General features: G+C 68.0%; 20 protein-coding genes. 16 read left to right on the top strand and 4 right to left on the bottom strand.

Annotated elements, in window-relative coordinates; genetic code table 11:
- The first annotated feature begins 59 nt into the window (after positions 1-59).
- The 7 genes from AC2T4A_RS22765 to AC2T4A_RS22735 all read left to right on the top strand — a co-directional run bounded on the left by AC2T4A_RS22765 (position 60) and on the right by AC2T4A_RS22735 (position 9,409).
- Complete coding sequence (locus AC2T4A_RS22765) at positions 60-2,030, top strand: alkyl/aryl-sulfatase (protein ID WP_486741865.1); 1,971 nt, start codon at positions 60-62, stop codon at positions 2,028-2,030.
- A gap of 7 nt (positions 2,031-2,037) precedes the next feature.
- Positions 2,038-2,745: a TetR family transcriptional regulator gene (locus tag AC2T4A_RS22760; RefSeq protein ID WP_486741864.1), complete on the top strand. Its 708-nt coding sequence runs from the start codon at positions 2,038-2,040 to the stop codon at positions 2,743-2,745.
- Between the two features lie 167 nt (positions 2,746-2,912).
- Complete coding sequence (locus tag AC2T4A_RS22755) at positions 2,913-4,343, top strand: hypothetical protein (RefSeq protein WP_486741863.1); 1,431 nt, start codon at positions 2,913-2,915, stop codon at positions 4,341-4,343.
- A gap of 3 nt (positions 4,344-4,346) precedes the next feature.
- Positions 4,347-5,804, top strand: coding sequence for an acyl-CoA reductase (locus AC2T4A_RS22750; protein WP_331319402.1), 1,458 nt, complete (start codon positions 4,347-4,349; stop codon positions 5,802-5,804).
- Positions 5,805-5,893: 89 nt separating this feature from the next.
- On the top strand, positions 5,894-6,943 hold the full coding sequence (locus tag AC2T4A_RS22745; RefSeq protein WP_486741862.1) for an NAD(P)-dependent alcohol dehydrogenase: 1,050 nt from the start codon (positions 5,894-5,896) through the stop codon (positions 6,941-6,943).
- A 91-nt stretch (positions 6,944-7,034) separates the two neighbouring features.
- Positions 7,035-8,360 carry a DUF1214 domain-containing protein gene (locus AC2T4A_RS22740; protein WP_486741860.1) on the top strand — a complete coding sequence of 442 codons (1,326 nt, stop codon included), beginning with the start codon at positions 7,035-7,037 and terminating at the stop codon, positions 8,358-8,360.
- 26 nt (positions 8,361-8,386) lie between these two features.
- Positions 8,387-9,409, top strand: a complete 1,023-nt coding sequence (locus tag AC2T4A_RS22735) for a DUF1254 domain-containing protein (protein ID WP_486741859.1) — start codon at positions 8,387-8,389, stop codon at positions 9,407-9,409.
- A gap of 319 nt (positions 9,410-9,728) precedes the next feature.
- Here the strand turns inward: AC2T4A_RS22735 and AC2T4A_RS22730 are convergent, their stop codons facing one another.
- The 4 genes from AC2T4A_RS22730 to AC2T4A_RS22715 all read right to left on the bottom strand — a co-directional run bounded on the left by AC2T4A_RS22730 (position 9,729) and on the right by AC2T4A_RS22715 (position 14,497).
- Entirely contained in the window at positions 9,729-11,300 is a 1,572-nt protein-coding gene (locus AC2T4A_RS22730; RefSeq protein WP_486741858.1) for an AMP-binding protein, read from the bottom strand.
- Between the two features lie 163 nt (positions 11,301-11,463).
- On the bottom strand, positions 11,464-12,375 hold the full coding sequence (locus tag AC2T4A_RS22725; protein ID WP_486741857.1) for an SDR family oxidoreductase: 912 nt from the start codon (positions 12,373-12,375) through the stop codon (positions 11,464-11,466).
- A gap of 70 nt (positions 12,376-12,445) precedes the next feature.
- Positions 12,446-13,690, bottom strand: coding sequence for a thiolase family protein (locus AC2T4A_RS22720; RefSeq protein ID WP_486741856.1), 1,245 nt, complete (start codon positions 13,688-13,690; stop codon positions 12,446-12,448).
- 33 nt (positions 13,691-13,723) lie between these two features.
- Positions 13,724-14,497 carry an enoyl-CoA hydratase/isomerase family protein gene (locus AC2T4A_RS22715; RefSeq protein ID WP_486741855.1) on the bottom strand — a complete coding sequence of 258 codons (774 nt, stop codon included), beginning with the start codon at positions 14,495-14,497 and terminating at the stop codon, positions 13,724-13,726.
- Positions 14,498-14,760: 263 nt separating this feature from the next.
- On the opposite strand from AC2T4A_RS22715, the gene AC2T4A_RS22710 reads away from it, so the two are divergent.
- The 9 genes from AC2T4A_RS22710 to AC2T4A_RS22670 all read left to right on the top strand — a co-directional run bounded on the left by AC2T4A_RS22710 (position 14,761) and on the right by AC2T4A_RS22670 (position 26,779).
- Positions 14,761-17,466 (top strand): winged helix-turn-helix domain-containing protein, encoded by a 2,706-nt coding sequence (locus AC2T4A_RS22710; RefSeq protein ID WP_486741854.1) that lies wholly within the window; start codon positions 14,761-14,763, stop codon positions 17,464-17,466.
- Between the two features lie 139 nt (positions 17,467-17,605).
- Entirely contained in the window at positions 17,606-18,751 is a 1,146-nt protein-coding gene (locus AC2T4A_RS22705) for an acyl-CoA dehydrogenase family protein (RefSeq protein ID WP_486741853.1), read from the top strand.
- A gap of 29 nt (positions 18,752-18,780) precedes the next feature.
- Entirely contained in the window at positions 18,781-19,578 is a 798-nt protein-coding gene (locus tag AC2T4A_RS22700; protein WP_486741852.1) for an enoyl-CoA hydratase/isomerase family protein, read from the top strand.
- Between the two features lie 254 nt (positions 19,579-19,832).
- A complete protein-coding gene (locus tag AC2T4A_RS22695; RefSeq protein WP_486743719.1) occupies positions 19,833-21,020 on the top strand; it encodes a lipid-transfer protein in 1,188 nt (395 codons plus the stop codon).
- A gap of 12 nt (positions 21,021-21,032) precedes the next feature.
- The gene (locus AC2T4A_RS22690; RefSeq protein ID WP_486741851.1) at positions 21,033-22,229 is read left to right on the top strand and encodes an acyl-CoA dehydrogenase family protein; all 1,197 of its coding nucleotides are present in this window, start codon (positions 21,033-21,035) and stop codon (positions 22,227-22,229) included.
- 13 nt (positions 22,230-22,242) lie between these two features.
- A complete protein-coding gene (locus AC2T4A_RS22685; protein WP_486741850.1) occupies positions 22,243-23,382 on the top strand; it encodes an acyl-CoA dehydrogenase family protein in 1,140 nt (379 codons plus the stop codon).
- Between the two features lie 26 nt (positions 23,383-23,408).
- On the top strand, positions 23,409-23,867 hold the full coding sequence (locus AC2T4A_RS22680) for a MaoC family dehydratase (RefSeq protein ID WP_275611738.1): 459 nt from the start codon (positions 23,409-23,411) through the stop codon (positions 23,865-23,867).
- Between the two features lie 37 nt (positions 23,868-23,904).
- The gene (locus AC2T4A_RS22675; protein WP_486741849.1) at positions 23,905-25,023 is read left to right on the top strand and encodes a CaiB/BaiF CoA transferase family protein; all 1,119 of its coding nucleotides are present in this window, start codon (positions 23,905-23,907) and stop codon (positions 25,021-25,023) included.
- 88 nt (positions 25,024-25,111) lie between these two features.
- Positions 25,112-26,779 carry an AMP-binding protein gene (locus AC2T4A_RS22670; RefSeq protein ID WP_486741848.1) on the top strand — a complete coding sequence of 556 codons (1,668 nt, stop codon included), beginning with the start codon at positions 25,112-25,114 and terminating at the stop codon, positions 26,777-26,779.
- Positions 26,780-26,886: the final 107 nt, after the last annotated feature.

Genomic DNA, 26,886 nt, shown 5'->3' with positions numbered 1-26,886 from the left:
CTACGCCGATCCGAAGCGCAGCGCGCCGGTCGGACATCGACGATAAGGACGTAATGACCATGCAATGCCGATATCTCCCGCTGTCCCTGTTGGCCGCCCTGGTGGCATTTACCGGCCAGGCTTCGGCCGCCGAACCCGTCGCGCCGCTGCCGGCGAGCTCGGCCACGATCGCCGCCAACCACGCCGTGCTCGGCCGCCTGCCGTTCGCCGACCGGCAGGACTTCGACGACGCCAAGCGCGGGCTGGTGGCAGCCTTCGCCGGGAGCATCAAGGACGCCCAGGGCAACGTGGTGTGGGATACCCACCAGTACGATTTCCTCGCCGCCGATAAGGCGCCGGACAGCGTCAACCCCAGCCTCTGGCGCATGGCGCAGCTCAATACCCATGCCGGGCTGTTCCAGGTCGCCGAGCGCCTCTACCAGGTGCGCGGGCTGGACCTGGCCAACATGACCATCATCGAGGGCGACGACGGCCTGATCATCATCGACCCGCTGATGGTGGCCGAGACCGCCCGCGCCGCCCTCGACCTCTACTACAGCAAGCGTCCGCACAAGCCGGTGGTGGCGGTGATCTACAGCCACAGCCATCTCGACCACTTCGGCGGCGTGCGCGGGGTGATCGACGAGGCCGACGTGCGCGCTGGCAAGGTGCGGGTGATTGCCCCCGAAGGCTTCATGGACCACGCCATCAGCGAGAACGTGCTGGCCGGCACCGCCATGCTGCGCCGCGCCATGTACCAGGGCGGCAGCCTGCTGCCGCGTGGCGAGCAGGCGCTGGTGGACAGCGGCCTGGGCAAGGCGGCGCCGCGAGGCGGCAGCGTCGGCCTGATCGCCCCCACCGAACTGATCCGCAAGCCTCAGGAGACGCTGCGCATCGCCGGGGTGGACCTGGAGTTCCAGCTCACCCCCGGCACCGAGGCGCCGGCGGAGATGAACCTGTACCTGCCGCAGTGGCACGCCCTGGGCATGGCCGAGAACGCCACCCGCATGATGCACAACGTACTCACCCCGCGCGGCGCGGAAGTGCGCGACGCCAAGGCCTGGTCGAAATTCCTCGACGACAGCCTGGTGCGCTACGGCGACAAGGCCGAGGTGATGTTCGTCCAGCACAGCTGGCCGACCTGGGGCGGCGAGCGCATCCGTACCGAACTGGCCGACCAGCGCGACATGTACGCCTTCATCAACAACCGCACCCTGCACCTGCTGAACCAGGGACTGACGCCGCTGGAGATCGCCGATGCGGTCAAGCAGCTGCCCGGCGAGCTGGACCGCAAGTGGTACCTGCGTGGCTACTACGGCAATCTGGCCTTCAACGTGCGCGCGGTGTACCAGCGCTACCTGGGCTTCTACGACGGCAACCCGGCCAACCTCGCGCCGCTGCCGCCGGAGCAGGCTGACAAGCGCTACGTGGCGGCCATGGGCGGCGCCGACAAGGTGCTGGGCCTGGTGCGCCAGGCCATGGAGCAGGGCGACTACCGCTGGGCCGCCGAGTTGGGCAACCGCCTGGTCTTCGCCGAGCCGGACAACCGCGCCGCCCGCGAGGCCCAGGCCGCCGCGCTGGAACAGCTGGGCTACGCCGCCGAGTCGGGCGTGCAGCGCAACATGTACCTGGTCGGCGCCAGCGAGCTGCGCAACGGCCTGCCGCCCTACAAGGGCCGCCCGGTGGAAGACCTGGTGCGCGCCGCGACCCCGGCGATGTTCTTCGACCTGCTGGCCGTGCGCCTGGATTCGGACAAGGCGCTAGGCCACGACATGACCCTGAACTGGGACTTCGACGAGCCGGCGCAGTCCTTCGCCCTGACCCTGCGCAATGGCGTGCTGACCTACCGCGAGGGGGCCAGCCATGCCAAACCGGACGTCAGCCTGCGGATGAGCAAGGCGACCCTCGACCGCATCGCCCTGAAGCAGCTGGACTTCCCCACCGCACTCAAGCAGGATGCGCTCAAGTTGGAGGGCGATGCCGGCAAGTTCAAGGCACTGATGGCTGCGATGTCGAGCTTCGACCCCATGTTCAACATCGTCACCCCCTGAGTTGTCCATGCCCCGCAAGCCCATCGACAAACCAGCGCAGGAACCGGCCGAGCCGGTCCTGTGCGTGGCGCTGCCGGCGCCCCAGCGCAAGCGCCCGCGCCAGGCGCGTTCGGTGGCGCTGGTGGCGGCGCTGAAGATCACCGGCCGCGAGATCCTCGAACGCGAGGGCAGGGCGGCGCTCACCGTGCACCGCCTCGCCGAACACGCCGGGGTGGCCATCAGCTCCATCTACGAATACTTCCCCACCATGGAATCGCTGGTGGCGGCGATCTTCGACGACTACCGCAGCGAGGCGCGGGTCGAGGTCATCGCCAGCATCCGCGCGCTGCCGGATTCCGCCTGCCTGATGGATGGCATCGAACTGCTCCTGCACACCGGCCTGGCTGCGCTGCAGCGCTGGCTGCGGCTGGACTCCGAACTGAGCATCAAGACCGCCTACCAGGCCGAGCTGGTGCGCCTGGACATGGTGCGCGGGGAGGGCTTCTGGGTGTCCCAGGTGATCCCCGCGCTGGTCGAGCGATTTTCCACCGAAGTGCGGGTGGGTGATCGCGAGCTGGCCGGCTTTCTCGCCTACCAGGCGGTGACGGCGCTGCCGCGCGCGCTGGTCATCGAACGCCCCGACTTCCTGCAGCAGGAACAGACCGTGCGCCTGCTGGCGCGCATGCTCCATGCGCTGCTTACCGCAGATTCGGAAAGCGCCTCCGAAACTAGATAAAAGTCGTTTTAATTCAACGACTTGTTTGTCAAAAGAAACATCGGGAATCCGGAACAGCACAGGCCCGCCAGTCCCTAGACTGGGCTTGCCATGAAGGCTGCCCGCGGCGGGCAGCCGGTCCTTCGTGCCGGCGGTGGTACGAAGGGTGCAAGCGAGGACCCGGAACAATGACAAGAACAATCGACGAAAAGGTCGACCTGCTGCTCAGCGACCCCGTCGCCCTGGTCGGCCATTCCCGCCAGGCCTGGAACGAAATGCCCCGCGCCGAGATCGACGCCCTGCAGATACGCGCCCTGCAACGCCGCTTCACGCAACTGCGCGAGCGCATCCCGGTACTCAAGCGCCTGGCCGATGCCGAGGGCGTTGAGCGCATCGAGCGGCTCGAAGATGTCGTCCCGCTGCTGTTCGAGCACACCGTCTTCAAGTCCTACCCGCCGTCACTGCTGGACAACAACAACTTCGCCGCGATCAACCGCTGGTTGTCCAAGCTGGTGATTCCGGAGATCGGCGAGGCCCTGCAGGCCGCCGACGTGAGCGGCTGCGAAGGGTTGGACGACTGGTTCGAGGCGATCGATGCGCAGGTGCCGCAGTTATGCCTGAGCCATACCTCGGGCACTTCCGGCACCCTGTCGTTCCTGCCGTTGGGCACCCGTGAATTCGAGAAGGCGGCGAGCGTGCGCCGGCTCTTCGCTTGGGACATGCAGGGCCCGGATACCCACGATCCGCAGTTGCATGCGCTGTACCCGTACTATCGCAAGGGCTACCTGAGCCACGTGCGCGGCAACATGGCGCTGATGCGCGGCCTGCTGCCGAGCCTGGACAACTTCCACCCGGCGTACCCGGCGACCCTCTCCAGCGACGTGCTGCACCTGGGCGCCAAGGTCCGCGCGGCCCAGGCCCGAGGCACCCTCGACCGCCTGCAACTGAGCCCGGCGCTGCTGGCGAAGAAACAGGCCTACGACCAGCTGCAGGCCGAGATGCCGCAGCACCTGGCGGCCTTCTTCGAGGAGATGACCCAGCGCCTGAAGGGCCAGCGCGTCTATATCGGCGGCACCTGGAACCTGCTGCACAACATGGCCAAGGCAGGGCTGGCGCGCGGTCTGGAAGGGGTCTTCCACCCCGGTTCCTTCATCGCCACCACCGGCGGCGCCAAGGGTGTCGTGCAACCGGAGGGTTGGCGCGAAGAGGTGCTGCGATTCACTGGCGCCCAGCGCATCAACGAGACCTACGCGATGTCCGAGGTGGTCAGCGGTTCCCACGCCCTGTGCGACCACGGCAACTACCACTTCGCGCACACCGCGATTCCTTTCGTGCTCGATCCGGAAACCGGTGGAACCCTGCCGCGCAGCGGCCGCCAGACCGGCCGCGCAGCCTTCTTCGACCTGGGTGCGGAACTGCGCTGGGGCGGCTTCATCACCGGCGACGAAGTCACCGTCGAGTGGGACGCGCCTTGCCCCTGCGGGCGCCACAGCCGCTATGTGGTCGGGCCCGTGCAGCGCTACAGCGAGAAGAACGGCGGCGACGACAAGATCACTTGCGCCGCGTCCGAACAGGCCCATCGCGAAGCGATGGACTTCCTCAGCACGCTGGAGGCCTGAGCCATGAGCCATCCCATCGCACCGATGATCATCCGTGGCGAGGTCATCACCGATCACCTGATCGAGGTCGGTGGCCGCGGCGGCGACCTGACCTTCCTCACCCCTGACGCGCACCGCTACCTGGACCGCCTGCCGCTGGGCAACCCGGCGAAGCTGGCCGACCTCTACGCGCTGAGCTTCGAGGACATCCTCGACTACTGCGAGGCCCTCGCCGAGCGCCTGGACTTCGCCAGCAACCGTTACCTGCAGGAAGCCTGCGAGCTGTCCTACCTGACCGCACCGACCACCCCGACCATGGTGCGCGGCGCCTACATGAACCTGCGCCACCTGCTGACCCGCGAGGCGATTATCGAGATGGCCGAGAGCACCGTCGGCATCCCGTACCTGGAGGGCTGGGTGCGCCAGCGCCTGCTCGACGGCACCGAGCTGGAGACCCGCTGCTTCGGCTCCCGCGCGCTGCACATCGTGGCCGGCAACGCGGTGGCGCTGTCCCTGTGGACCATCGTGCGCAACATGGTCCTGCGCAGCGATGCGATCATCAAGGCGCCGTCCAACGACCCCTTCACCGCCCTGGCCATCGCCCGCACCATGATCGACATGGCGCCCGACCACCCGTTGACCAAGCACCTCAGCGTGGCCTACTGGAAGGGCGGCGACCAGGCCCTGGAGCAGCGCCTGTACCAGCCGCAGAACATCGAGAAGATCGTCGCCTGGGGCGGTTTCGCCGCGCTCAAGCACGTCACCCGCTACATCCAGCCGGGATTGGAGCTGATCTCCCTGGACCCCAAGCGCAGCGCCAGCATCATCGGCAGCGAAGCCTTCGCCAGCGAGGCCAGCCTGCGCGAGGCGGCGGTGCGTCTGGCCACCGACATCGGCGTGCTGAACCAGAAGGGCTGCGTCTGCTCGCGGGTGGCCTACGTGCAGAGCGGCACCGACAGCGCCGGGCTGGAGCGCCTCAACCGCTTCGGCCAGTACGTCTACGAGGCACTGCTGGCGTTGCCCAACACCGTCAGCACGCGGCCCAAGCGCTATGACCCGGGGCTCAAGGCCCACGTCGACGCGCTGCGCCTGGATGACGACTGGTACCGGGTGATCGGCGGCCGCGAAGGCGAGGGCGCGATCATCTGCTCGCAGCTGCCCGAGGCGGTGTCCTTCGCCGCCAGCCTGGACGACCGCACCGCCAACCTGGTGCCGGTGGATTCGCTGGAGCAGATGCTCGATGCGGTCGACGCCTACACCCAGACCGTCGGCGTCTACCCCGAGGCGATCAAGGACCGGATCAAGGACGTGCTGCCGTTGTACGGCGCACAGCGCATCGTATCCCTGGGCTACGCGGCAGCGATGAAGTTCGCCGCCCCGCAGGACGCCATCGAGCCGATGCGCCGCATGGGCAAGTGGATCAGCAACCAGATCGCATCGCCGGAGACCACCCCGGCGCCCTGGCTGCGTCCATCGCTCTGAGCCCCGATCCCGCCGCCACCCTCACCGGGCGGCGGCGCAACCCCGCATGGCCGGCGCCGCCGGCCCGGTTTTCGTATCAGGAGTCATCCATGTCCCAATGCCTCAGCTACGCCGCCAGCGCTGCCCGCGCGCCGCTGGCTCCGCTGCGCATCGACCGCCGCGAGCTGCGCGCGGACGACGTCGCCATCGAAATCGCCTACTGCGGCGTGTGCCATACCGACCTGCACTACGCGCACAACGACTGGAACAACACCCTGTTTCCCTGCGTCCCCGGCCACGAGATCGTCGGCCTGGTGAGTGCCGTCGGCCCGGCGGTCAGCCGCTACAAGGTGGGTGACCGGGTAGCGGTCGGCTGCCTGGTGGACAGCTGCCAGCACTGCGCTGCCTGCGAAGCGAGCGAGGAGCCGCACTGCGAGCTGGGCGCCACGCCCACCTACAATGGCCGTGACCGGCAGAACGGCGAAGTGACCCTCGGCGGCTATTCGCAGAACATCGTGGTCAGCGAGCGCTTCGTGCTGCGCGTGCCCGAAGCGCTGGACATGCGCTTCACCGGCCCGCTGCTGTGCGCCGGCATCACCGTGTGGACGCCCCTGCGCGAGCACGGCGTGGGGCAGGGCAGTCGCGTCGCGGTGCTCGGCCTGGGCGGCCTCGGCCACCTGGCGGTGAAGCTGGCCGTGGCCCTGGGCGCCGAGGTGACCGTCATCACCAGCTCCCCCGGCAAGGCCGACGACGCCCGTGCCCTCGGTGCCCACGAGGTGCTGCTGTCCAGCGATGCACAGGCGATGAAGGCGGCGGCGAACCGCTTCGACTTCATCCTCGACACCATCCCCCGGCAGCACAACCTCAACCCCTACCTGATGCTCCTCGGCCGCCACGGCAAGCTGGTGCTGGTGGGCGCACTGGAACCGCTGGAGCCTATCCACGGTGCGCTGCTGGCGCGCAACAACCGCTCCATCTCCGGTTCGCTGGTCGGCGGCCTGGCGCAGACCCAGGAACTGCTGGACTTCTGCGCCGAGCATGAGGTGCTGCCGCAGTGCGAGCTGATCGCCATGGAGGACATCAACGCGGCCTTCGAGCGCATGGAGCGCAACGACGTGAAATACCGCTTCGTCATCGACATGGCCTCGCTGCGGGACTGAGGCAAAGGCACGATCCCCCCACAAGGGGAGGGGCCGGTGAAAGGGAAGGGCGGACTACTCTGCCCTTTCATTCATGCCGGAGAAACCCCCCATGCGGATGCCCCATGCCCTCAGCGCCGTCGCGGCCAGCGTGCTGCTGACGACCTGCCCCTTCGCCCTGGCCAGCGAGGCCGCGCCTGCCGTGGACGCGCAGGCGATCAGCGACGCCTACGTCTACCTGTTCGGCCGCACGCTGGTGCTGCGCCAGCAGCGCATCGACCTGAGCGAAGGCATGGGCTGGAACAACCTGGTCCACCGCAAGCCCGGTGCGGTGGACTGGCCCAACCCCAACCTCGATGTCGCCTATTCCGAAGCCTGGCTGGCGCTGGACGAGCACAGCTGCACGCTGCTCGGCGTGCCGAAGATCCAGGGCCGCTACTACACCGCCCAGGTGCTCAACGGCTGGGGCGAGACCCTGGCCAACGTCAACGAGCGCACCTCCCCCGAGCGCCCCGACGGCGAGTTCGCCTTCTGCCTGAAGGACGCGCAGGTGAAGCTGCCTGCCGATGTCCGTCGAATAGACCTGCCGGTACGTAGCGCGCGCCTGCTGACCCGCGTCGAACTGGGCGCCGACCCGCAGGGCGCCGAACGCCTGCAACGCGCCTTCACCCTGCAGCCCACCGGCAAGCCGGCGTTGCCCCAGGTGCCGCCGGTAGCGGACTTCGCCTGGCCGAAGCTGCCCGGCGTGGAAATCTTCGACGGCGCCGAGGCGGCCCTGGCCGAACCCGATATCAACCCCGGCATGGCGCCGCTGCAAGCCAAGGTGCGCGCCGTTGCCGCCGCGATCGGTGACCCGCAACAGCGCCAGCGCATCGACCAGATCATCCGCAGCCGCGCCTACGCCGACCTCGCCAAGGCCTCGCCGACCATGGGCGGCGGCACCCTGCGCAACGGCTGGTCGCGGCCACCGGCCACCGGTACCTACGGCAGCAACTACCTGACCCGCACGCTGGTGGACTACGGCGGCATCTGGGCCAATACCCGCAGCGAGGTGAACTACTTCCGCGGCGCCCTGGACGCCGACGGCAAGCCCCTCGACGGCGGCGCCAGCTACAGCCTGACCTTCCCCCGCGAGCAGTTGCCGGCCAGCCAGGCGCATTACTTCTGGTCGATCACCGCAACCGACTCGAAGACCTTCCGCGTGCTGCCCAATCCGCTCCAGCGCTTCCTGCTCAACAACCACTCGCCGCTGACCTACAACGCGGACGGGTCGCTGACGCTCTACTTCGCCCCGCAAAAACCCGCCGGCGCACCCGAGGGCAACTGGTTGCCGACCCGTGCCGACCTGCCGTACCGCCTGATCTTCCGCTACTACGGCGCCAAGGGCACGGTGGCGGACGGCAGCTACTTCCCGCCGGCCATCGTCAAAGGTTCCTGATGACATATCGACAAGGAGAACGTCCCATGTTCAAACCCCTGCGCCTTGCGCCCACGCTGGCCCTGCTGCTGGCGGGCGCCGCCCATGCCGCTGACGCACCGGTGCCGGTCACGCTCGACAACTTCGTGCGTGCCGAGTCGGATCGTTATTTCGCCCTTACCGCGCAGCGCGGCGGCTTCGGCCAGTTCGTCCATTGGCGCGAGCTGATGCCGGTGGATGCCAAGACGGTGGTGCGGCCCAACCGCGACACCCTGTATTCCACCGCGGTCTTCGACCTGCACGCCGGGCCGGTCACCGTGGAACTGCCGGAGGCCGGCAAGCGCTACCGTTCGCTGGCGGTGATCGATGAAGATCACCATGTGCTCGCCATGCATTACCGCGCAGGACGCTACCGTATCGCCCGCGAGGACGTCGGCACGCGCTACGTGCTGCTCGGCGTACGGACCCTGATCGATCCCTCCAGCAAGGAGGATCTGCAGCAGGCGCATGCACTGCAGGACCGCATCAGCGTGAGCCAGCCCGGCGGCCCCGGCCAGTTCGCCGTTCCCGCCTGGGACAAGGCCAACCAGGACCGCCTGCGCGCCGCGCTGATCGTCCTCGGTACGACATTGGGGGATTCGCGTGGCATGTTCGGCGCGCCGGGACAGGTCGATCCGCTGCGGCATCTGGTCGGCAGCGCCATCGCCTGGGGCGGCAACCCCGAGCACGATGCCTTCTACCAGATCGTCACGCCGCCGCGGAACGATGGCGCCACCGCCTACCGCCTGGACGTGCCGACGGTTCCGGTGGGGGCGTTCTGGTCGATCAGCGTCTACGATGCGCAGGGCCGTTTCCAGCGCAACGAGCTGGGCGCCTACACCCTGAACAACCTGACGGCGCAGAAGGGCGAAGGCGGCAAGGTCAACGTGCGCTTCGGTGATTGCAAGGCGGGGGCGGTGAACTGTCTGCCGATCATGCCGGGGTGGAACTACATGATCCGCTACTACCTGCCGCAGCCGGCGATTCTCGATGGCGGCTGGAAGATGCCGGAGCCGCAGCCGCTGTCCTGAGGTGCGGCTGGCGGATCGCGGACGGAGTCCGCTCCTACGGGGCAAGAGCCCCTCATCCTGGGGTGAGGGGAGATGTCTGACTGCGGACTTTCCGGAAAAGGAAGCTGCCCCTGATGCCAGGCATCACAGGTACCTGTAGGAGCGAGCTTGCTCGCGAACGGATCCGCAGCGGGGCTGGTTCGCGAGCAAGCTCGCCCCTACGAAAAGCACCTGGATTGTTCGCAGGATGGGAACCGACGTTCCCGCCAACGGCGGATAACCGCGATCGGTTATCCGCCCTACGGTCGAGCATGGAGGGAGCGAGTCCCTCCACCCGGCCTCACGACACTCGCCGCGCCTTGTCCTTCCAGTACTTGTCCCGCACCTGACGGCGCAGCACCTTGCCCACCACGCTCACCGGCAGGGCATCGACCAGGATGATGGACTTGGGCGCCTTGAAGCGACCCAGGCGTTCCTTGACGTAGGCCTGCAACTCCTCGACCGAAACCTGCGCACCGGCCTTGAGCACCACCTCGGCGTGTACCGCCTCGCCCCATTCCTCGTGGGGGATGCCGACCACCGCCGAGTTGGACACCGCCGCGTGGGCGTTCAGCGCCGCCTCGACTTCCACCGCGTAGACGTTGAAGCCGCCGGTGATGATCATGTCCTTCTTGCGGTCGACCAGGAACAGGAAGCCCTGGTCGTCGATGTAGCCCAGGTCGCCGGACTTCCAGAAGCCATTGCTGAACTCGTTGGCAGTGCCTTCGGGGTTGCGGTAGTAACCGCCGATGGTGCCGCGCGAGCGCACCCACAGCTCGCCGGTCTGGCCCAGGGGCAGCTCCTTGCCGTCTTCGTCGACGATGATCACCTCGGCGGCCGCCGCGATGCGCCCGGCGGAGCCCAGTTGCTGCTCGCTGGCGCTCAGGTGCTCGGCCTTGCCCAGGATGGCCACCGCATGCAGGCTCTCGGTGGCGCCGTAGATCTGCATGAAGATGTTGCCGAAGCGCTCCTGGGCCTGGCGCAGCTTGGCCGGGCTCATCGGCGCGGCGCCGTAGGCCAGGGTCTGCAGGGAGCTCAGGTCGTAGTGGCTGGCCTCGGGCATTTCCAGCAGGCGATAGACCATGGTCGGCACCAGCAGGGTCATGGTGATGCGTTCCGCCTCGATGTTGCGGCACAGCTGGGCCATGTCGGGCACGTTCTGGGTCACCGTGCAGCCGCCACGGAACAGCGTCGGCAGAAGGCCCAGGCCGGAACCATGGCTGATCGGCGCCATGTGCAGGAAACGGGTGTCGGGCTGGTAAGGCTGCTCGCTCTCCATGTACATCGAGTCGCGCAGGGCCAGCCAGTTGTCGGTGGTGTAGGTGGCGCACTTGCCCTGGCCGGTGGTGCCGCCGGTGAAGCGGTAGACCAGGGCGTCATGCTGGATGTCGTTCTCGACGTCCGGGTTGGCGTCCGAGACGCCTTCGAGCAGGTCCCAGAAATACAGCAGGCCGTCGCGCGGGGTCGCCGGCGGATCCATGCAGACCACCACGATGCCCAGTTCGCGGAGCATGGGGAAATGGCTGTCGAGCAGGGCGTTCTCGATGATCACCACCTTCGGGCGGATGAACTCGACCTGCCAGCGGTGCTCATCGAAAGCATCGCGGTAATTGGTGTATGCCACCGCGGCGTCGCCCTTGAGCGCGGTCCAGGCGTGCAGCAGCGCGATATTGTCGTTTTCCAGGATGCACAGGTAGGTGTCGCCCCGGCGCAGTTGCAGGCGCTCGCGCATCATGTTGACGATGCGGTTGGTCAGGGCATGCAGTTGGCGGAAGCTGTAGCGGCGGTTGCGCTCGATGTTGACCAGGGCCTCGCGCTCGCCGAAGCGGACGGCCAGGTTGCCGATGGTTCGCGAGAAATTCATGGTTGTCATTGTTGTTCTCCGTCTCGGGGCCGTCGCGGAACCGGCCCATGATAACCGCGCCCCTGGGGACACGGCATGGCGCTTGGTCGTTGCGCGAATGTACGAAAGCCCGGCCGCGCGGGCCGGGCTTGCGAGGGCTGTCACCGGGGCCGCGCGTGGCGGCGCGCAGGGATCAGGCGCCCTTGAGGGCTTTCATCGCGGTATCGATGAACAGTCCGACCTGCTGGTTGGCATCGTTGCGCGGGCCAGCGCTGCTCCAGTCGGTGATCTGCTCCAAGTGCGCCTGCACGTCTTCCGGGGTCAGCTCGCTGCCCAGGAACACCGGCGCGGTCTCTTCCATGCGCACCGCGGAGAACACGCCGGCGCCGGCGCCCAGCACCAGCTTGGTCGGCGCCTGCTCGCTGACCAGGAACAGGGCGCCCGGGCTGACCTGCTCGGCACGGCTGGCCTTGAGCAGTTCTTCCGGCATCACGTCCTCGGTCATGCGGGTGGCGGCCATGGGCGCCAGGGTGTTGACGTGGATGTTGTTCTTGCGGCCTTCGATGGCGAGCATGTTCATCAGACCCACCAGGCCCATCTTGGCGGCGCCGTAGTTGGCCTGGCCGAAGTTGCCAAACATGCCGGCGGCCGATGTGGTCATCAGGATGCGCCCGTAGTTCTGCTCCTTCATCAGGTCCCAGACGGCCTTGGAGCAGTACATCGAGCCCAGCAGGTGAACGTTGAGCACGGCGTGGATGTCGGCCAGCTCCATCTTGGCGAAGGATTTGTCGCGCAGGATGCCGGCGTTGTTGATCAGGATGTCGACGCGGCCGAAGGCCTCGACGGTCTGCCGGACCAGGCCCTGGACCTGCTCGTAGTCGGCGACGTTGGCGCCGTTGGCGATGGCGCTGCCGCCGGCCTTGCGGATTTCCTCGACCACGGCCTGGGCGGCGTCGGAGGAGCTGCCGGTGCCGTCGCGGCTGCCGCCGAAGTCGTTGATCACCACCTTGGCGCCGCGCGCGGCGAGTTGTAGGGCGTGGATGCGGCCCAGGCCGTTGCCGGCACCGGTGACGATGGCGACGCGATCATCGAAACGAATGGTCATGCTGTGGTTCCTCACGGATCTTGTTGTTGTCGCGACGGGAGCGAGGTACCGCTCCCGTCAAGGATAGTGATCAGGCGCGTGCGAAGATACCGACGTGCTCGGTGGATTCCTCGACGCGCCAGAGGCCGCCGCCGTTGCCCTGCAGGGCAATGCGCGCGCCCTCGACCTGGCGCTGGCCGCAGTTGCCGCGCAACTGCTCGACCAGTTCGAAAATCTGCCCGATGCCGGTGGCGCCGATCGGGTGGCCCTTGGATTCCAGACCGCCCGAGGGGTTGACCGGCAGGCGTCCGCCCAGAGTGAAGTCGCCGCGCTCGGCCATCACCCCGCTCATGCCCGGCTCGCTCAGGCCCAGAGCCTCGATGGAGAGCAGCTCGCCGATGGCGGTGGCGTCGTGCACTTCGGCCACGTCGACGTCCTGCGGGGCGATGCCGGCCTGTTCGAAGGCGGCCTTGCCGGCCAGGTGCGTGCAGCCGTTGGCGAAATCGTCGGCGGCGCGCGCGGAGGCCGAGCGCACCACGCTGGCCAGGACCTTGATCGCACGGTTCTTGTCGAACCCGTATTTCTTCAGCGCCGACTCGGTGCAGAGGATCGCGGCGGCGGCGCCGTCGGAGATCGGCGAGCACATCGGCAGGGTGATCGGGTAGGTGATCGGCGGCGCGGCGAGGATTTCCTCGATGCTCATGGCATTGCGGTACTGCGAGCGCTCGTTGTGCACCGAGTGGCCGTGGTTCTTCGAGGAAACCGCCGCCAGCTGGCGCTGGGTGATGCCGAAGCGCTCCATCAGGCCGCCACGGCCGAGGGCGGCGTAGACGTCCATGAACGGGCTGTAGGGCTTCTCGGACTGCGAGCCAGGCGGCGGGACGATGCCCTTGCCCATGGCGGCCAGGTAGTTCTTGTTGTCCTCGAAGGTCTCGATGTCCCAGGCCGACTCGAAGGCCGAGAACATCTTCTGCTTGTCGCTGTAGAACATCTTCTCCGCACCGACGGCCAGGGCCACCTCGGCGGCGCCGGCGCGCAGCTGGGTGACCGCGAGGTTGAAGGCGTGGCTGGAGGAGGCGCAGGCGCCCTCGATGTTGAAGATCGGGATGCCGTCCAGGCCCAGGGGCAGCAGGGCGACCTGGCCACGGATCATGTGCTGGCCGTCGAAATGGCCCTGGGTGCAGTTGCCGTAGAAGGCCACCTGGATCGACCGGCGATCGCAGCCGGCGTCCTTCAGGGCGTCCTCGACGGCCCAGGCGGTGAGCTGCTTGACGCTCTTGTCGGCGTGTCGGCCGAAGGCGGTCATGCCGACGCCGACGATATAGATGTTTTCCATCGCTTCCTCGAAATGCTCGGTAGTGGGGCGGGATCAATAGCCCTTGAAGGCCGGTTTGCGCTTTTCGGCGAAGGCGCGCACGCCCTCGGCGATGTCGTAGGAGCGCTGGTGGTTGCGCAGCTCCAGCAGCTCGTGACGCAGGGCGTCGGCGCGGGACTTGTCGGCGGCCTCGTCAGCCACGCGCTTCATCCGCCGCAGTACCAGCGGGCTCTTGTCCGCCAGTTTGTCGCCGATGGCCTGGACGCGGGCCAGCAGTTGGCCGTCGGGCACCACCTCGCTGACCAGGCCGTAGGTCTTCATGTCCTGCGCCGGCAGCGAGTCGCCGGTGAACAGCAGGTACTTGGCGACGTTCTCCGGGATCTTGCGCGGCAGGATGGCCGCGCCACCGCCGCCGGGGAACACGCCGAAGTTGGAGTGCGCGTCACCGAAGCGGGCGCTCTCGGCGGCGATCACGAAGTCGCAGCACAGCACGGTCTCCAGGCCGCCGGCCAGGGCCAGGCCGTTGACCGCGGCGATCACCGGCTTGGGGAACACGCGCAGACGGTCGAAGAAGGTGACGATGTTGTCCAGCAGGTCCATCTCGCCGGGTTGCGGGGTGCCGGAAACCTTGAGGTCGGCGCCGGCGCAGAACGCCGGGCCGGTGGCGGTCAGGGCCACAACGCGCACGTCGGCGTCGCCTTCCCAGGCCTTCAGGCATTCGACCATGGCCTGGAGCATCTCCGGGTTCAGGGCGTTCATCGCCTTGGGACGGGAGAGGGTGATCCAGCCCACCTGGCCTTTCACTTCAAACGTAACGGATTCGCTCATTTCTGCTCCTCGCGGACGGGGGTCGATACGGTCGATTTGCACGTTACGCCAGCCCATCGGCGCCGCTCCCCCCCCCTTGCGGACGGGGTCGGCGGCGCAGGGGCTGGTGCAGGATGGACGTGGCCGTCGAGGAAAGGGCGCGGCGGGGCGGACGGCATGCGCCGGGCCCACCGTGCCTTTGGCCAGTACCCAGAAGAGCGGAGCCACGGGTCTGCGTGCGCTACCGCCGTCCGCCTACCGCCAGAGCAAGGGCTAACAACAAGATGCAAAGCTCGCTGATGAACTCCGACGACCTGCTGGTCGCCACCAAATTCTCCCCGCCGCGCCTCAATACCCGGCACATCCCGCGTACCCAGCTGCTGGAGCGGCTGCACGAGGCGCGCCTGGGCAACCTCACGCTGATCACTGGCGGCGCCGGCTTCGGCAAGACCCTGCTGCTCGCCCAGTGGCGCCAGGCGCTGCTCAAGGAGGGACTGGACGTCGCCTGGCTGTCGCTCAGCCATGACGACCGCCAGTACCCCAGCTTCCTCGCCTACCTGCTGGCTGCCCTGCAGCGCCTAGGTATCGCGGTGGAGTCCGGGCTGGCCCTGGACGAAGCCGGGGAGTCCACGCTGGCGGCGCTGGTGGCGCTGGTGACCCGCCAGGCCGAGCAGGCCGGGCGCGAGCTGTACCTGCTGATCGACGACTACCACCACGTCGAGGCGCCGCTGGCCCACCGTCTGTTGCAGAAGCTGCTGGACCATTGCCCGGCCAACCTGCACCTGGTGATCGCCTCGCGCAGCACGCCGCCACTGAGCCTGGGGCGTCTGCGCATGCAGGGCCAGGTGGCGGAGATCGACTTCGCCGAGCTGCCCTTCGACCTGGAGGAAACCCGCGCCTTTTTCGAGCACAACCTGGGCAGCCTCAGGCTCACCGCCGACGAGGAACAACTGATCCACGAGCTGACCGGCGGCTGGCCGGCCAGCCTGCAACCCATTGCCACCATGCTGCGCATCCGCCCGGCGCGGCTCCCCAAGCTGCGCTCGCTGCTGTGGAAGTCCAGCGACCTGCAGGCCTACCTCGCCGAGGACGTGGTGGCGTGCCTGGCGCCGGAACTGATCGGGCTGCTGGAGCAGCTGTCGCCATTCCGTCGCTTCAACGCCGACCTGGCCGCCTTCGTCACCGGCAGCACCCAGGCCGCCGCGCTGATCCAGCGTGCCGAGGACGAGAACCTGCTGATCTACCGGGTCGACTCCGAGGACAGCATGCCCTGGTACCGTTTCCACCCACTGTTCGGCGAATTCCTCGGACAGCGCCTGGCGATGCGCGGCGCGGCGGCGGTGGAGGCGCTGCACCGCCGGGCCAGCCAGTGGTTCGCCGAACATGAGCTGCTGGTGGAGTCGGTGCGCCACGCCAATCTGGGCGGCGACCTCGACTTCGCCGTCGCGGCCATGGAACAGGCCGCCAGCACCGCCTGGAGCATGGCCTGCATCAGCCCGATGCTGCACCTGCTGGAGCGCCTGCCGCAGGAGACGCTGTTCGGCCATCCACGGCTGTTCATCGTCGGCTGCCTGACCTACGCCTTCACCGCGCGCCCGGAGAAAGCCGAGCGCTGGCTGGAGCAGATCCGCCGTACCGAGGCGGCGAAGAATCCGGCGCTGTCCTCGCGCTTCGCCCTGGCCGACGCCGCCGTCGCCCTGCAACTGGACAACCCCCGGCGGGTCATCGGCCTGCTGGAACCCGCGCAGCGGGCGCCACTGGAGAACCGCTCGCTGCGCTACATCAGCCTGTCGGCGCTGGCCACCGCCTACCTGCTGGTGGGCCGGGTGGACGCCGTGCACCGGCTGCACGAAGACAACCCGATCCTCGCCGAGGACCGCGACAACGACATGGCGCTGGTGTACGAGAGCACCCTGATCCTCGCCCTGCTGCGCGGAGGCGACGCCGCCGAGGCGGCGCGCCTGGGCGGCAACCTGCTGGCGCGCGCGGAGGCGGGCTACGGGCGCGGTTCGGTGTCGGCCAACCTGTGCGCGGCCAACCTGTGCGACGCCTTCTACGAACTGGACCGCATCGACGACGCCCTGGCGGTGGTGGCCAACCGCAACGGCATCCTGCAGTCGTCGATGCCCGACGTGATGGTCCGCGCCTCGGTGTGCCGCGCGCGGATCGCCGCCTTGCGCGAGTCTCCCCAGGCGCTGCAGGAGTTCCTCGAGAGCCAGGCCGCGCACTTCCACAAGCTCGGCCTGGATCGCCCGCAGGCGCTGATGCTGGCCGAGCAGGCCAAGACCTGGCTGGCCCAGGGGGACTTGCGCCGCGCCTCGGAGCGGGTGGTGCGTCTGGAAACCCTGGCCGAGGGCTACCGTGGCGATTGCCGCGACGAAGTGACCACCATCGCCGCCTTCGCCAGGGCGCGCCTGGCCCTGGCCGAGCGCGAGCCGGCCCGGGCGCTGGAGTGCCTGGCGCGGGTCGGCGGTTTTGCCGAGCGCTATGGCCGTGGCCGCACGGCGGTGAAGGCGCGGCTGCTGGCGGCCATCGCCCATGCCGACCTGGGGCAGGAGCAGGAGGCCCTGGACTGCCTGGCGGCGGTGCTGCAGGACGCCGCGCGCTTCGGCCTGGTGCGCACCCTGCTCGACGAGGGACCGCGCCTGTCGGCGCTGCTCGAACGACTGGCCGAGGAGGGCGGGCTGGAAGGCCCTTGCGCCGCTTACCTCGACGAGCTGCTGGCCCGTGGCGGGCGCGACGCGGAAGAGGCGGAGCCGGTAACCGCCCGGCGCGCGCCGGGTGCCGAGCCGCGCAGCATCCTGACCCCGCGCGAAGTGGAAATCCTCGGGCTGATCGCCCAGGCCATGTCCAACAAGCGCATCGCCCTGACCCTGAACATCACCTTCGGCACGGTGAAATGGAACGTGAAGAACATCCTCGCCAAGCTCGGCGTATCCAGCCGCTATGCGGCGATTTCCCTGGCTCGCCAGCAGGGGGTGATTCCCTGACGTCCGGCCGCTCCCCTACCAAGAGGGGAGGCGCGCGCCATGTGGCCGGCGGGCACTCTGGCTACATGGCGAACGAGTGCCCGACCGGCCCGTCGCACAGCACCGCATCGGCAATCCGATCCCCTTCGTGAGGAAGAAAATGAGCGATACATCCGCAGTGTTCCTGAGTGAACAGGAAGTCATGATCCGCGACGCCGCCCGCAAGGTGGCCCAGGAAGTGGTCGCGCCGACCGCCGCCGAGCGCGACCGCACCGGGGCCTGGCCGCGTGACGAACTCAATGCCATCGCCGCACTGGGCTATCTCGGCCTGCACATCCCGGAAGAGTACGGCGGTGTCGGCATGGGCTTCGTGGAGTACTGCCTCGTCATCGAAGAATTTGCCGCTGTCGACGCGGGCTTTGCCACCGCCCTGCACGTGCACAACTCCGTCGCCTTGTCGATCTTCCGCGATGGTACGAAGGAGCAGAAGCAACAATGGCTGCCTGCCATGATCCGTGGGGAAAGGATCGGCTGCTTCCTGTTGAGTGAGCCGCATGCTGGTTCGGATACCGCCGCCTTCCGTACCTCGGCCCGCCGCGATGGCGATCACTATGTGCTCAATGGCAGCAAGCAGTTCATTTCCAACGGCGGCGAAGCGGGCGTGGCCATCGTGGTGGGCGTCACCAATAAGGACGCTGGCAAGAAGGGCGTCAGCCTGATCATGGTCGACCCCTGCACTCCGGGTTTCGCCGTCACGCGCAACGAGGAAAAGATGGGGCAGCGCACCGCCAACCTGGCGGCGATCCAGATGGAGAACTGCCGTGTGCCGGTGAGCAACCTGCTGGGCGCAGAAGGGGCTGGCTACAGACATATCATTGCCGGCCTGGACGAAGGTCGCGTGGCGATTGCCGCGCTGGCGACCGGCATTGCCCGTGCCGCCCTGGAAGCCGCGGTGAAATACGCGAAGGAACGCGAAGCCTACGGCGCGCCGATCATCGATCTGCAGGGCGTGGCCTTCGATCTGGCCGACATGGCGACCCAGGTGGAAGTGTCGCACGTGTACATGCTGCATGCGGCCCGCCTGTGCCAGGCCGGGATCCGGTGCCCGAAGGAAGCCTCGGCGATCAAGCTGTTCGCCAGCGAGATGGCCGAGAAGGTCTGCTCCGACGCGCTGCAGATCCACGGCGGCTATGGCTACCTCAACGACTTCCCGGTCGAGCGCTATTACCGCGATGCGCGCGTGACCAAGATCTACGAAGGTACCAGCCACATCCAGAAGCTGATCATCGCGCGCAACCTGGGCTGAGCCCGGGACGCGCACATTGGGAGAATCGCATGACCGACGCTTCGCTACGCCTTGAGAAGATCGGCAGGACCGCGCTGCTCACCCTGGACCGCCCGCAGCGCCGCAATGCGCTGGACGCCAGCCTGGCCCAGGCCTTGCTGGAGGGCGTCGAGGCGGTGCGGGCGGACAGCTCGCTACGCTCGCTGGTGCTCACCGGCGCCGGCGGCTCCTTCTGTTCGGGGGCCGATCTCGCCGATGACGGCGCCCATGAGGACCCGGCCTTCTTCGGCCGTGATCTGGTGCTGAGCCACCAGCGCTGGCACACCGCCCTGGCGACGCTGGAAATGCCGGTGATCGCCGCGGTGGACGGTGCCGCGGCGGGGGCGGGGTTCTCCCTGGCCCTGGCCGCCGACTTCGTCTTCATGACGCCGCGCGCCCGGCTGCTGCCGTCCTTCGTCGGCATCGGCCTGGTGCCCGACCTGTCGCTGCTGTACAGCCTGCCGCGCCTGGTGGGTCTGGCCAAGGCCAAGGAAGTCCTCTTCTCGGCACGTCCGGTGGCGGCGCAGGAAGCGCTGGAGCTGGGCATCGCCCAGGCGATCCTGCCCGAGGACAGCCTGCTGGAGTCGGCCCTGGCCTATGCCCGGCAGTTCGACGAGGCGCCGCCCAGGGCCCTGGGCTTGACCAAGACCCTGCTCAACCGCGCCTTCGAAACCGACCGCGAGGCCATGGTCCAGCTGGAAGCCGCCGCCCAGTCGCTGTGCGGCAACAGCCTCTACCATGCCGAGGCGGTGCGGCGTTTCCTCGGCAAGCAGGGGCTGGCCTACGCCGGGGCGGTGTTGCCCGGCTAGGGCGGTGGCGGGTGCTACAGGAAGCCGGGTTTCCCAGGGGGACCCGGCTTTTTGTTGTTACGCCCTGTCGCCGGGGCCACTATCAGACAGGCGTCGTGTCAGGATGGGGGCTGACGCCAGGTCGGCGGCCGCCACCCCATCCTATTGGGGAGGGGCCGCCCATGGTGGGCATCCCTATGCTGGAGGCTCACTGGCGCAGGCCGGGTCTGGAACCCGCCGCGAGCGCCGCCAACGCAGAGATCGAGGAGAAGCAGATGGGGCAGAAAGTAGTGGTCGCCGGGGTTGGCATGATCCCGTTCGTCAAGCCGGGCCAGAACGAGAACTACGTGGCCATGGGCGAGCAGGCCGTACGCCTGGCGCTGGCCGATGCCGGCGTCGGCTACGAGTCGATCCAGCAGGCCTACGCCAGCTACGTCTTCGGCGACTCCACCTCGGGCCAGCGCGTGCTCTACAACGTCGGCATGACCGGCGTCCCGGTGATCAACGTCAACAACAACTGCGCCAGCGGCTCCACGGCACTGTTCCTGGCCAACCAGGCGATCTCCAGCGGCATGGTCGACATCGTCCTGGCCTTCGGCTTCGAGCAGATGGTGCCGGGCGCCATTCCCAGTTCCTTCGCCGACCGTCCAAGCCCGCTGGAGCTGTTCCTCGACCAGTGCGACGCGGCCATTCCGGGCGCCGCGCAGATTCCGGCGGCCCTGCGCATCTTCGGCAGCGCCGGCGTCGAGCACATGAAGCGTTTCGGCACGCCGCTGGAAACCTTCGCCAAGATTCGCGCCAAGGCCAGCCGTCACGCGGCGAACAACCCCAAGGCGGTGTTCCGCAAGGTGGTCAGTGTCGAAGACGTGATGGCCGACCAGGTGGTCTGGCCAGAAGTCATGACCCGCCTGATGGCCTGCCCGCCGACCTGCGGCGCGGCGGCAGCAGTGCTGTGCAGCGAAGCCTACGCGCGCAAGCACGGGCTCGACGGCAGCGTGTGGATCGCCGGCCAGGCGCTGACCACCGACGGCGCCGAGACCTTCCGCTCCGGCGACATGCGCGACGTGGCGGGTTACTCCATGTCCCGCGCGGCCGCGCAGAAGGCCTACGAGCAGGCCGGCCTCGGTGCCGAGGACGTCAACCTGGTGGAGCTGCACGACTGCTTCGCCCAGAACGAGCTGCTGACCTATGAATCCCTGGGCCTGTGCCCGGAAGGCGGCGCACAGAAATTCGTCGACGACGGCGACAACACCTACGGCGGCCGTTACGTGGTCAACCCGTCCGGCGGTCTGCTCTCCAAGGGCCACCCGATTGGCGCGACCGGCCTTGCGCAGTGCACCGAACTGGTCCAGCAACTGCGTGGCCAGGCCGAACAGCGCCAGGTGGAAGGTGCTCGCGTGGCGCTGCAGCACAACATCGGTATCGGCGGTGCCTGTGTGGTCACCCTGTATCGCAAAGACTGACCGGAGGCGATGATGGATTTTCAACCTGATGCCAATTTGCAGACCTTCCGCGAGGAGGTTCGGGCGTTCATCGCGTCGCGCGTTCCGAAGGAACTGACGGGATTGCCGCGCTGTACGCGTTCACCTCGCGATCAAGTGCTGCGCTGGCAGAAATTGCTCAGCGAACAGGGCTGGAGCGCTCCCTATTGGCCCAAGGAGCACGGCGGCAACGGCTGGACGGTGCAGCAGCAGCTGATCTTCGATGAAGAATGCGTCGCCCATGGAACGCCCACGCTCGATGGATTCGTGCACACCCTGCTCGGGCCGGTGTTGAATGTCTTTGCGACACAGGAGCAGCGTGACGAGCATCTGCCCGCGGTGTTCCGGGGGGAGCGCTTGTGGTGCCAGGGCTTTTCCGAGCCGGGTTCCGGATCGGACCTCGCGTCGCTGAAAACCCGCGCAGTGCGAGACGGCGATCATTACGTCGTCAACGGGCAGAAGATCTGGACCAGCTATGCCCACGAAGCCGACTGGATCTTCCTGTTGGTGCGCACGGATACCGAGGTGAAGAAACAGGCGGGAATCAGCTTCCTGTTGGTGGACATGAAATCCCCGGGCGTGAGCGTGCGGCCGATTCGCAGCATCGACGATGCCCATCACCTGAACGAAACCTTCTTCGATAACGTCCGGGTTCCCGTCACGAATCTGGTGGGTGCGGAGGGCCAGGGTTGGGCCATTACCAAGTTCCTGCTCAATAACGAACACGCCTTTGCGGCGGACTTGCCCGCGCTCCGGCGCTATATGCGCGAACTCCGTGAGTTCGCCAGCAAATTGCCGGTGGACGGCACGCCGCTGATCGAGCGCCCGGAGTTCGCCTTGAAGCTGGCGCGGCTGGATGCGGAGCTGCAAGCGATCGGGATGCTGGTGCAGCGGGTTGCGCAGCTGGAGCAGCGACACGATCCCTCATCGCCGATTCTGGGATCGATGCTCAAGATGCGCGGTACGGAGTTGCAGCAGCGCCTCACCGAGGCGCAGGTCGAGGCACTGGGCAGCTATGGCGCCGTCGCCTATGCGCATCCGCATGCCGAGGCGCCGGAGCGGCCGTACCCCCTGCAGCAACTGGCGCGCGGCATTGCCAACGACATGTTCTTCCGTCGCGCTTCCACTATTTACGGCGGCACCAGTGAGGTGCAGCGCGGCATCATCGTCAAGATGCTGTTCCAACTTTGATCAGGATGGGGTTATGGACTTCGTATTGAATTCTGAGCAGCAGCTCCTCCAGGACAGCGTTCGACGCTATATCGACAAGCAGTACAGCTTCGAGGCGCGCACCGCGCTGGTAAAGGCCGGGCGTAACGGCAGCGCCGACAACTGGGGCATCTTCGCGGCCAATGGCTGGCTGATGGCCGCGCTGCCCGAGGAACATGGCGGGTTGGGTGGCTCGGTGCTGGACAGCGTGATCATCGCCCAGGAGCTGGGCCGCGGCCTGGTACTGGAACCCTTCCTCGGTTGCGCCGTGCTGGCCGCACAGACGCTGCTGGCCAGCGCCGCCGAGGAACAGAAGGCACGTCTGCTGCCGCAACTGGCCGAGGGCAGTCTGCGCATCGCGCTGGCCTACGCCGAGCCGGCTTCCCGTGGCATGCCGGAGCCTGTGGGCCTGCTCGCCGAGCCCCAGGGCCAGGGCTACCGCCTGAGCGGGCGCAAGACCCTGGTGCTGGGTGCGGTGGATGCCTCGGCGTTCATCGTCTCGGCGAGCATCCCCGGCGTGCCGGGCATCAGCCTGCTGCTGGTGGACGGCGCCAGTGCCGGCCTGGGTCGCCAGGCGCTGCGCCTGCATGACGACACCTGGGTCGAAGAACTGACCTTCGATGGCGTGCAGGTCGGCGCCGAGGCGCTGCTGGGCCAGCCCGGCCAGGGCCTGCCAGCACTGCGCGAGGGCCTGGCCCAGGGCACCGTGGTGCTCTGCGCCGAGCTGATCGGGGCGATGGAAAAGACCATCGAAGTCACCGCCGAATACCTCAAGGTCCGCCAGCAGTTCGGCGTGGCCATCGGCAGCTTCCAGGCCCTGCAGCACCGCATGGCCGACATGGCCGCCGAACTGGAACTGGCCCGCTCGATGCTGCACGGGGCGCTGGCCTCGCTGGCCAATGACGACGAGGCGACCCGGCAGAAGACCCTGTCGGCCGCGAAGATGCTGGTCTGCCGCGCCGCCAAGTTCGTCTGCGGCCAGGGCATCCAGCTGCACGGCGGCATCGGCATGACCGAGGAATACCTGGTCGGCCACTACTACAAGCGCGCGATCGTCGCCGACCTGCAACTGGGCAGCAGCGACCGCCACGAAGCCGCTTGCGCCGCCGCCCTGCAGGCGGAGCTGCGCGGCTGACGCCCCAATCCTTGCGAGTGAAAACAATGAAAAAGAGCTACGAAAGCATCGCGCAACTCAAGGCCCTGGTGGGCGAAGTCATCGGCAGCAGCGAGTGGCTGACCATCGACCAGGCGCGTATCAATACCTTTGCCGAGGCCACCGGCGACCACCAGTGGATCCACGTCGACCCCGAGCGCGCCGCCAAGGGGCCGTTCGGCAAGCCGATCGCCCATGGTTTCCTGACCCTCAGCCTGCTGCCGCCGCTGATGACCGACGCCTTCGAGATCCGCGACGTGAAGATGGGCGTCAACTACGGCCTGAACAAGGTGCGCTTCGTCCAGCCGGTGCCGGTGGACAGCCGCGTGCGCGGGCACTTCCGGGTGCAGGCGTGGGAGCCGCTGGAGGGCAACGGCGCGCAGATCACTTACGAAATGACCATCGAGATTGAGGGTGCGGCCAAGCCGGCCTGCGTCGCCGAAGCCATCCTGCGGGTGTTCGCCTGAGCCCCGTGGCCGGCGAACCGGAGTGCGAGAACCGATCATGAGCCAAGAACAACAACCCCGCGGCCCGCTGCACGGGCTGCGCATCCTGGAGATCGCCGGCCTGGGGCCGGCGCCGTTCTGCGGCATGCTGCTGGCCGACCTGGGCGCCGACGTGGTGCTGGTGGACCGCCAGCAGGCCGGTCCCGAGGACCTCGACCTGGAGCGCCACGCCGTGACCAACCGCGGCAAGCGCTCCATCGCCGTGGACCTGAAGACCCCCGAGGGCGTGGCCACCGTGCTGGACCTGGTGGCCAACTGCGACGCGCTGCTCGAAGGCATGCGTCCGGGCGTGATGGAACGCCTGGGCCTGGGCCCGGAGGTCTGCCTGCAACGCAACCCGGCGCTGGTCTACGGCCGCATGACCGGCTGGGGCCAGGAAGGGCCGCTGGCCCAGGCGGCCGGCCATGACCTCAACTACATCGCGCTCTCCGGCGCGCTGTGGTGGTCCGGGCAACCGGGCGAGGCGCCGATGACGCCGCCCAGCCTGGTCGGCGACATCGGTGGCGGCGCGCTGTACCTGGCGGTGGGCATCCTCGCCGGGATCATGAACGCCCGCGCCACCGGCCAGGGCCAGGTGGTGGACGCCGCCATCGTCGATGGCAGCGCGCATATGCTGAACCTGATGCTCGGCCTAAAGTCGGCCGGGCAGATGCACAACGAACGCGGCCGCAGCCTGCTGGACGGCCCGCACTGGTACCGCACCTATCGCTGCGCCGACGGCCACTTCATCTCCGTGGGGTCGGTGGAGCCGCGCTTCCACAAGCTGTTGCTGGAAAAGCTGGGCCTGGCTGACGATCCGCACTACGCCAACGCCTACGATCCGTCGCGCTGGGAGACGTTGCACCAGGGCTTTGCCGAGCTGTTCGCCACCCGCACCCGCGACCAGTGGTGCGAGCTGCTCGAAGGCAGCGACGCCTGCTTCGCCCCGGTGCTGGACATCGACGAAGCCGCGCAGCATCCGCACATGACCGCGCGGGGCGTCTATTCGCGGGTCGACGGCGTGCTGCAGGCCAACCCGGCGCCGCGCTTCTCGGCCACTCCGGCGGCCGCACCGGGGCCCGTGCCGGTGCGCGGCGCGGCCGGCGAGGAGATACTGCGCGACTGGAACCTGCGCTGAGCGGACCACCCAGGCGCAGCTGCACCGCCGCGCCCCACGCTGCCGGGCGGTCACGTCCGGCAGCGCTGAAACGCTTTAGGAGCGATGCATGGACAACAACAATACGACAACCTTGCTCCATCGATTCCTCCACTGGGAGGAGACCCTGCCCGACGCCGTCTACCTGAGCCAGCCGGTGGGTGAGGAAGTATTCGACTACAGCTGGCGCGAAGTCGGCGACCAGGCCCGGCGCATGGCCGCCTACCTGCGCGGCCTGGACCTGCCGGCGGGCAGCGCCGTGGCCATCCTCGGCAAGAACAGCGCGCACTGGATCATGGCCGACCTGGCCATCTGGATGGCCGGCCACGTTTCGGTGCCACTCTATCCGACCCTCAGCGCCGACTCCCTTGCCTATGTGCTGGATCACGCCAACGTGCAGTTGGCCTTCATCGGCCGCCTGGACGTCTGGGACGAGGGCCGCCAGGCCGCCGTCGCGGGAGTGCCGCAAGTCGCCCTGCCGCTGGCGCCGGCGCTACAGGCGCCGAGCTGGGAAGAACTGGCCGCCAGCCACGCGCCCTTGCGCGAGCTGAGCCTGCCGCGTCCCGAGCAGCTCGCCACCATCATCTACACCTCCGGCACCACCGGCATGCCCAAGGGCGTGATGCACAGCTTCGGCAGCATGTACACCTACGCGCAGCTGGGCGGCGGCGACTTCTGCCAGCTGACGCCCGACGACAGCATGCTTTCCTACCTGCCCCTGGCGCACGCCGCCGAGCGTTCGTCGGTGGAGTCCAACTCGCTCTGCCACGGTGTGCGGGTGCTGTTCAACGAGAGCCTGGAGACCTTTGCCCGCGACCTCTGCCGGGCGCGGCCGACGGTGTTCATTTCCATGCCACGACTGTGGACCAAGTTCTATCAAGGGGTCTGCACCAGGCTCGGCCATGAGCAGCGCGAGGCCCTGGCCGGCCCCGACTCGGAGACGCTGAAGCGGCAGATCCTCGGCATGCTCGGCCTGGACCGCACGCGCATCGCCTTCACCGGTTCGGCGCCGCTGCCGGCGGAGATTGTCGACTGGTACCGCAACCTCGGCCTGGAGCTGCTGGAGGTCTACGGCATGTCGGAGAACTTCTGCTACTCGCATTACAGCCGGCCGGGCCAGGTGCGCTTGGGCTACGTCGGCCAGGCCCTGCCCGGGGTGGAGTGCCGGCTTTCGGCGGAAGGCGAGATCCTGGTGCGCAGCCGGACCCAGATGATGGGCTACTACCGCGACCCTGAACTCACCGCGCAGACCCTGACCGAGGACGGCTTCTTCCACACCGGCGACCGTGGCGAGCTGGACGAGCAGGGCCGGTTGCGGATCACCGGGCGGCTCAAGGAACTGTTCAAGACCAGCAAGGGCAAGTACGTCGCGCCCGGACCGATGGAGAACCGCCTGGTCAACGACCTGGTGGAAGCCGCCTGCGTTACCGGCATGGGCCAGCCGCAGCCGTTCGCCTTGCTGCTGCTGTCACCCGACGGCCGTTCGCGGCTGACCGATGAGGCCGGGAGGGAGATCCTGCGCGGCGAGCTGCTGGCGTTGCTGGAGCAGGTCAACGCCAGCCTCGAGCCCCACGAGCAGCTGGACTACCTGGTGGTGGTCAAGGACGTCTGGACGGTCGACAACGGCTTCCTCACGCCGACGCTGAAGATCAAGCGCAGCGTCATCGAGGATCAGTACCAGCATCGCGCGGCCGCCTGGCTGGCGGCGGGCGAGCCGATCCTCTTCGAAGCGGCCTGAGCGCCTCTCCCGGCCCCTCCGTAGATGGGGGGGAGGGAGCGGGGCGGGGCCCGGTACTGTCGAGTCCATGCCCGGTGGCTGCCTAAAGCGCAGCGCCGGGCTCCGCG

It is taken from the genome of Pseudomonas sp. PVC-3-1, assembly GCF_057444315.1.
This window is presented reverse-complemented; position numbering and strand designations above follow the sequence as displayed.

Excerpts from the sequence above, each read along its gene's own strand:
- AC2T4A_RS22690 (WP_486741851.1), top strand. The coding sequence starts at position 21,033 with ATGGATTTTCAACCTGATGCCAATTTGCAGACCTTCCGCGAGGAGGTT.
- AC2T4A_RS22760 (WP_486741864.1), top strand. The coding sequence starts at position 2,038 with ATGCCCCGCAAGCCCATCGACAAACCAGCGCAGGAACCGGCCGAGCCG.
- AC2T4A_RS22745 (WP_486741862.1), top strand. The coding sequence starts at position 5,894 with ATGTCCCAATGCCTCAGCTACGCCGCCAGCGCTGCCCGCGCGCCGCTG.
- AC2T4A_RS22675 (WP_486741849.1), top strand. The coding sequence starts at position 23,905 with ATGAGCCAAGAACAACAACCCCGCGGCCCGCTGCACGGGCTGCGCATC.
- AC2T4A_RS22695 (WP_486743719.1), top strand. The coding sequence starts at position 19,833 with ATGGGGCAGAAAGTAGTGGTCGCCGGGGTTGGCATGATCCCGTTCGTC.
- AC2T4A_RS22720 (WP_486741856.1), bottom strand. The coding sequence starts at position 13,690 with ATGGAAAACATCTATATCGTCGGCGTCGGCATGACCGCCTTCGGCCGA.
- AC2T4A_RS22725 (WP_486741857.1), bottom strand. The coding sequence starts at position 12,375 with ATGACCATTCGTTTCGATGATCGCGTCGCCATCGTCACCGGTGCCGGC.
- AC2T4A_RS22765 (WP_486741865.1), top strand. The coding sequence starts at position 60 with ATGCAATGCCGATATCTCCCGCTGTCCCTGTTGGCCGCCCTGGTGGCA.
- AC2T4A_RS22685 (WP_486741850.1), top strand. The coding sequence starts at position 22,243 with ATGGACTTCGTATTGAATTCTGAGCAGCAGCTCCTCCAGGACAGCGTT.
- AC2T4A_RS22740 (WP_486741860.1), top strand. The coding sequence starts at position 7,035 with ATGCGGATGCCCCATGCCCTCAGCGCCGTCGCGGCCAGCGTGCTGCTG.
- AC2T4A_RS22670 (WP_486741848.1), top strand. The coding sequence starts at position 25,112 with ATGGACAACAACAATACGACAACCTTGCTCCATCGATTCCTCCACTGG.
- AC2T4A_RS22710 (WP_486741854.1), top strand. The coding sequence starts at position 14,761 with ATGCAAAGCTCGCTGATGAACTCCGACGACCTGCTGGTCGCCACCAAA.
- AC2T4A_RS22755 (WP_486741863.1), top strand. The coding sequence starts at position 2,913 with ATGACAAGAACAATCGACGAAAAGGTCGACCTGCTGCTCAGCGACCCC.
- AC2T4A_RS22730 (WP_486741858.1), bottom strand. The coding sequence starts at position 11,300 with ATGACAACCATGAATTTCTCGCGAACCATCGGCAACCTGGCCGTCCGC.
- AC2T4A_RS22735 (WP_486741859.1), top strand. The coding sequence starts at position 8,387 with ATGTTCAAACCCCTGCGCCTTGCGCCCACGCTGGCCCTGCTGCTGGCG.
- AC2T4A_RS22680 (WP_275611738.1), top strand. The coding sequence starts at position 23,409 with ATGAAAAAGAGCTACGAAAGCATCGCGCAACTCAAGGCCCTGGTGGGC.
- AC2T4A_RS22750 (WP_331319402.1), top strand. The coding sequence starts at position 4,347 with ATGAGCCATCCCATCGCACCGATGATCATCCGTGGCGAGGTCATCACC.
- AC2T4A_RS22700 (WP_486741852.1), top strand. The coding sequence starts at position 18,781 with ATGACCGACGCTTCGCTACGCCTTGAGAAGATCGGCAGGACCGCGCTG.
- AC2T4A_RS22715 (WP_486741855.1), bottom strand. The coding sequence starts at position 14,497 with ATGAGCGAATCCGTTACGTTTGAAGTGAAAGGCCAGGTGGGCTGGATC.
- AC2T4A_RS22705 (WP_486741853.1), top strand. The coding sequence starts at position 17,606 with ATGAGCGATACATCCGCAGTGTTCCTGAGTGAACAGGAAGTCATGATC.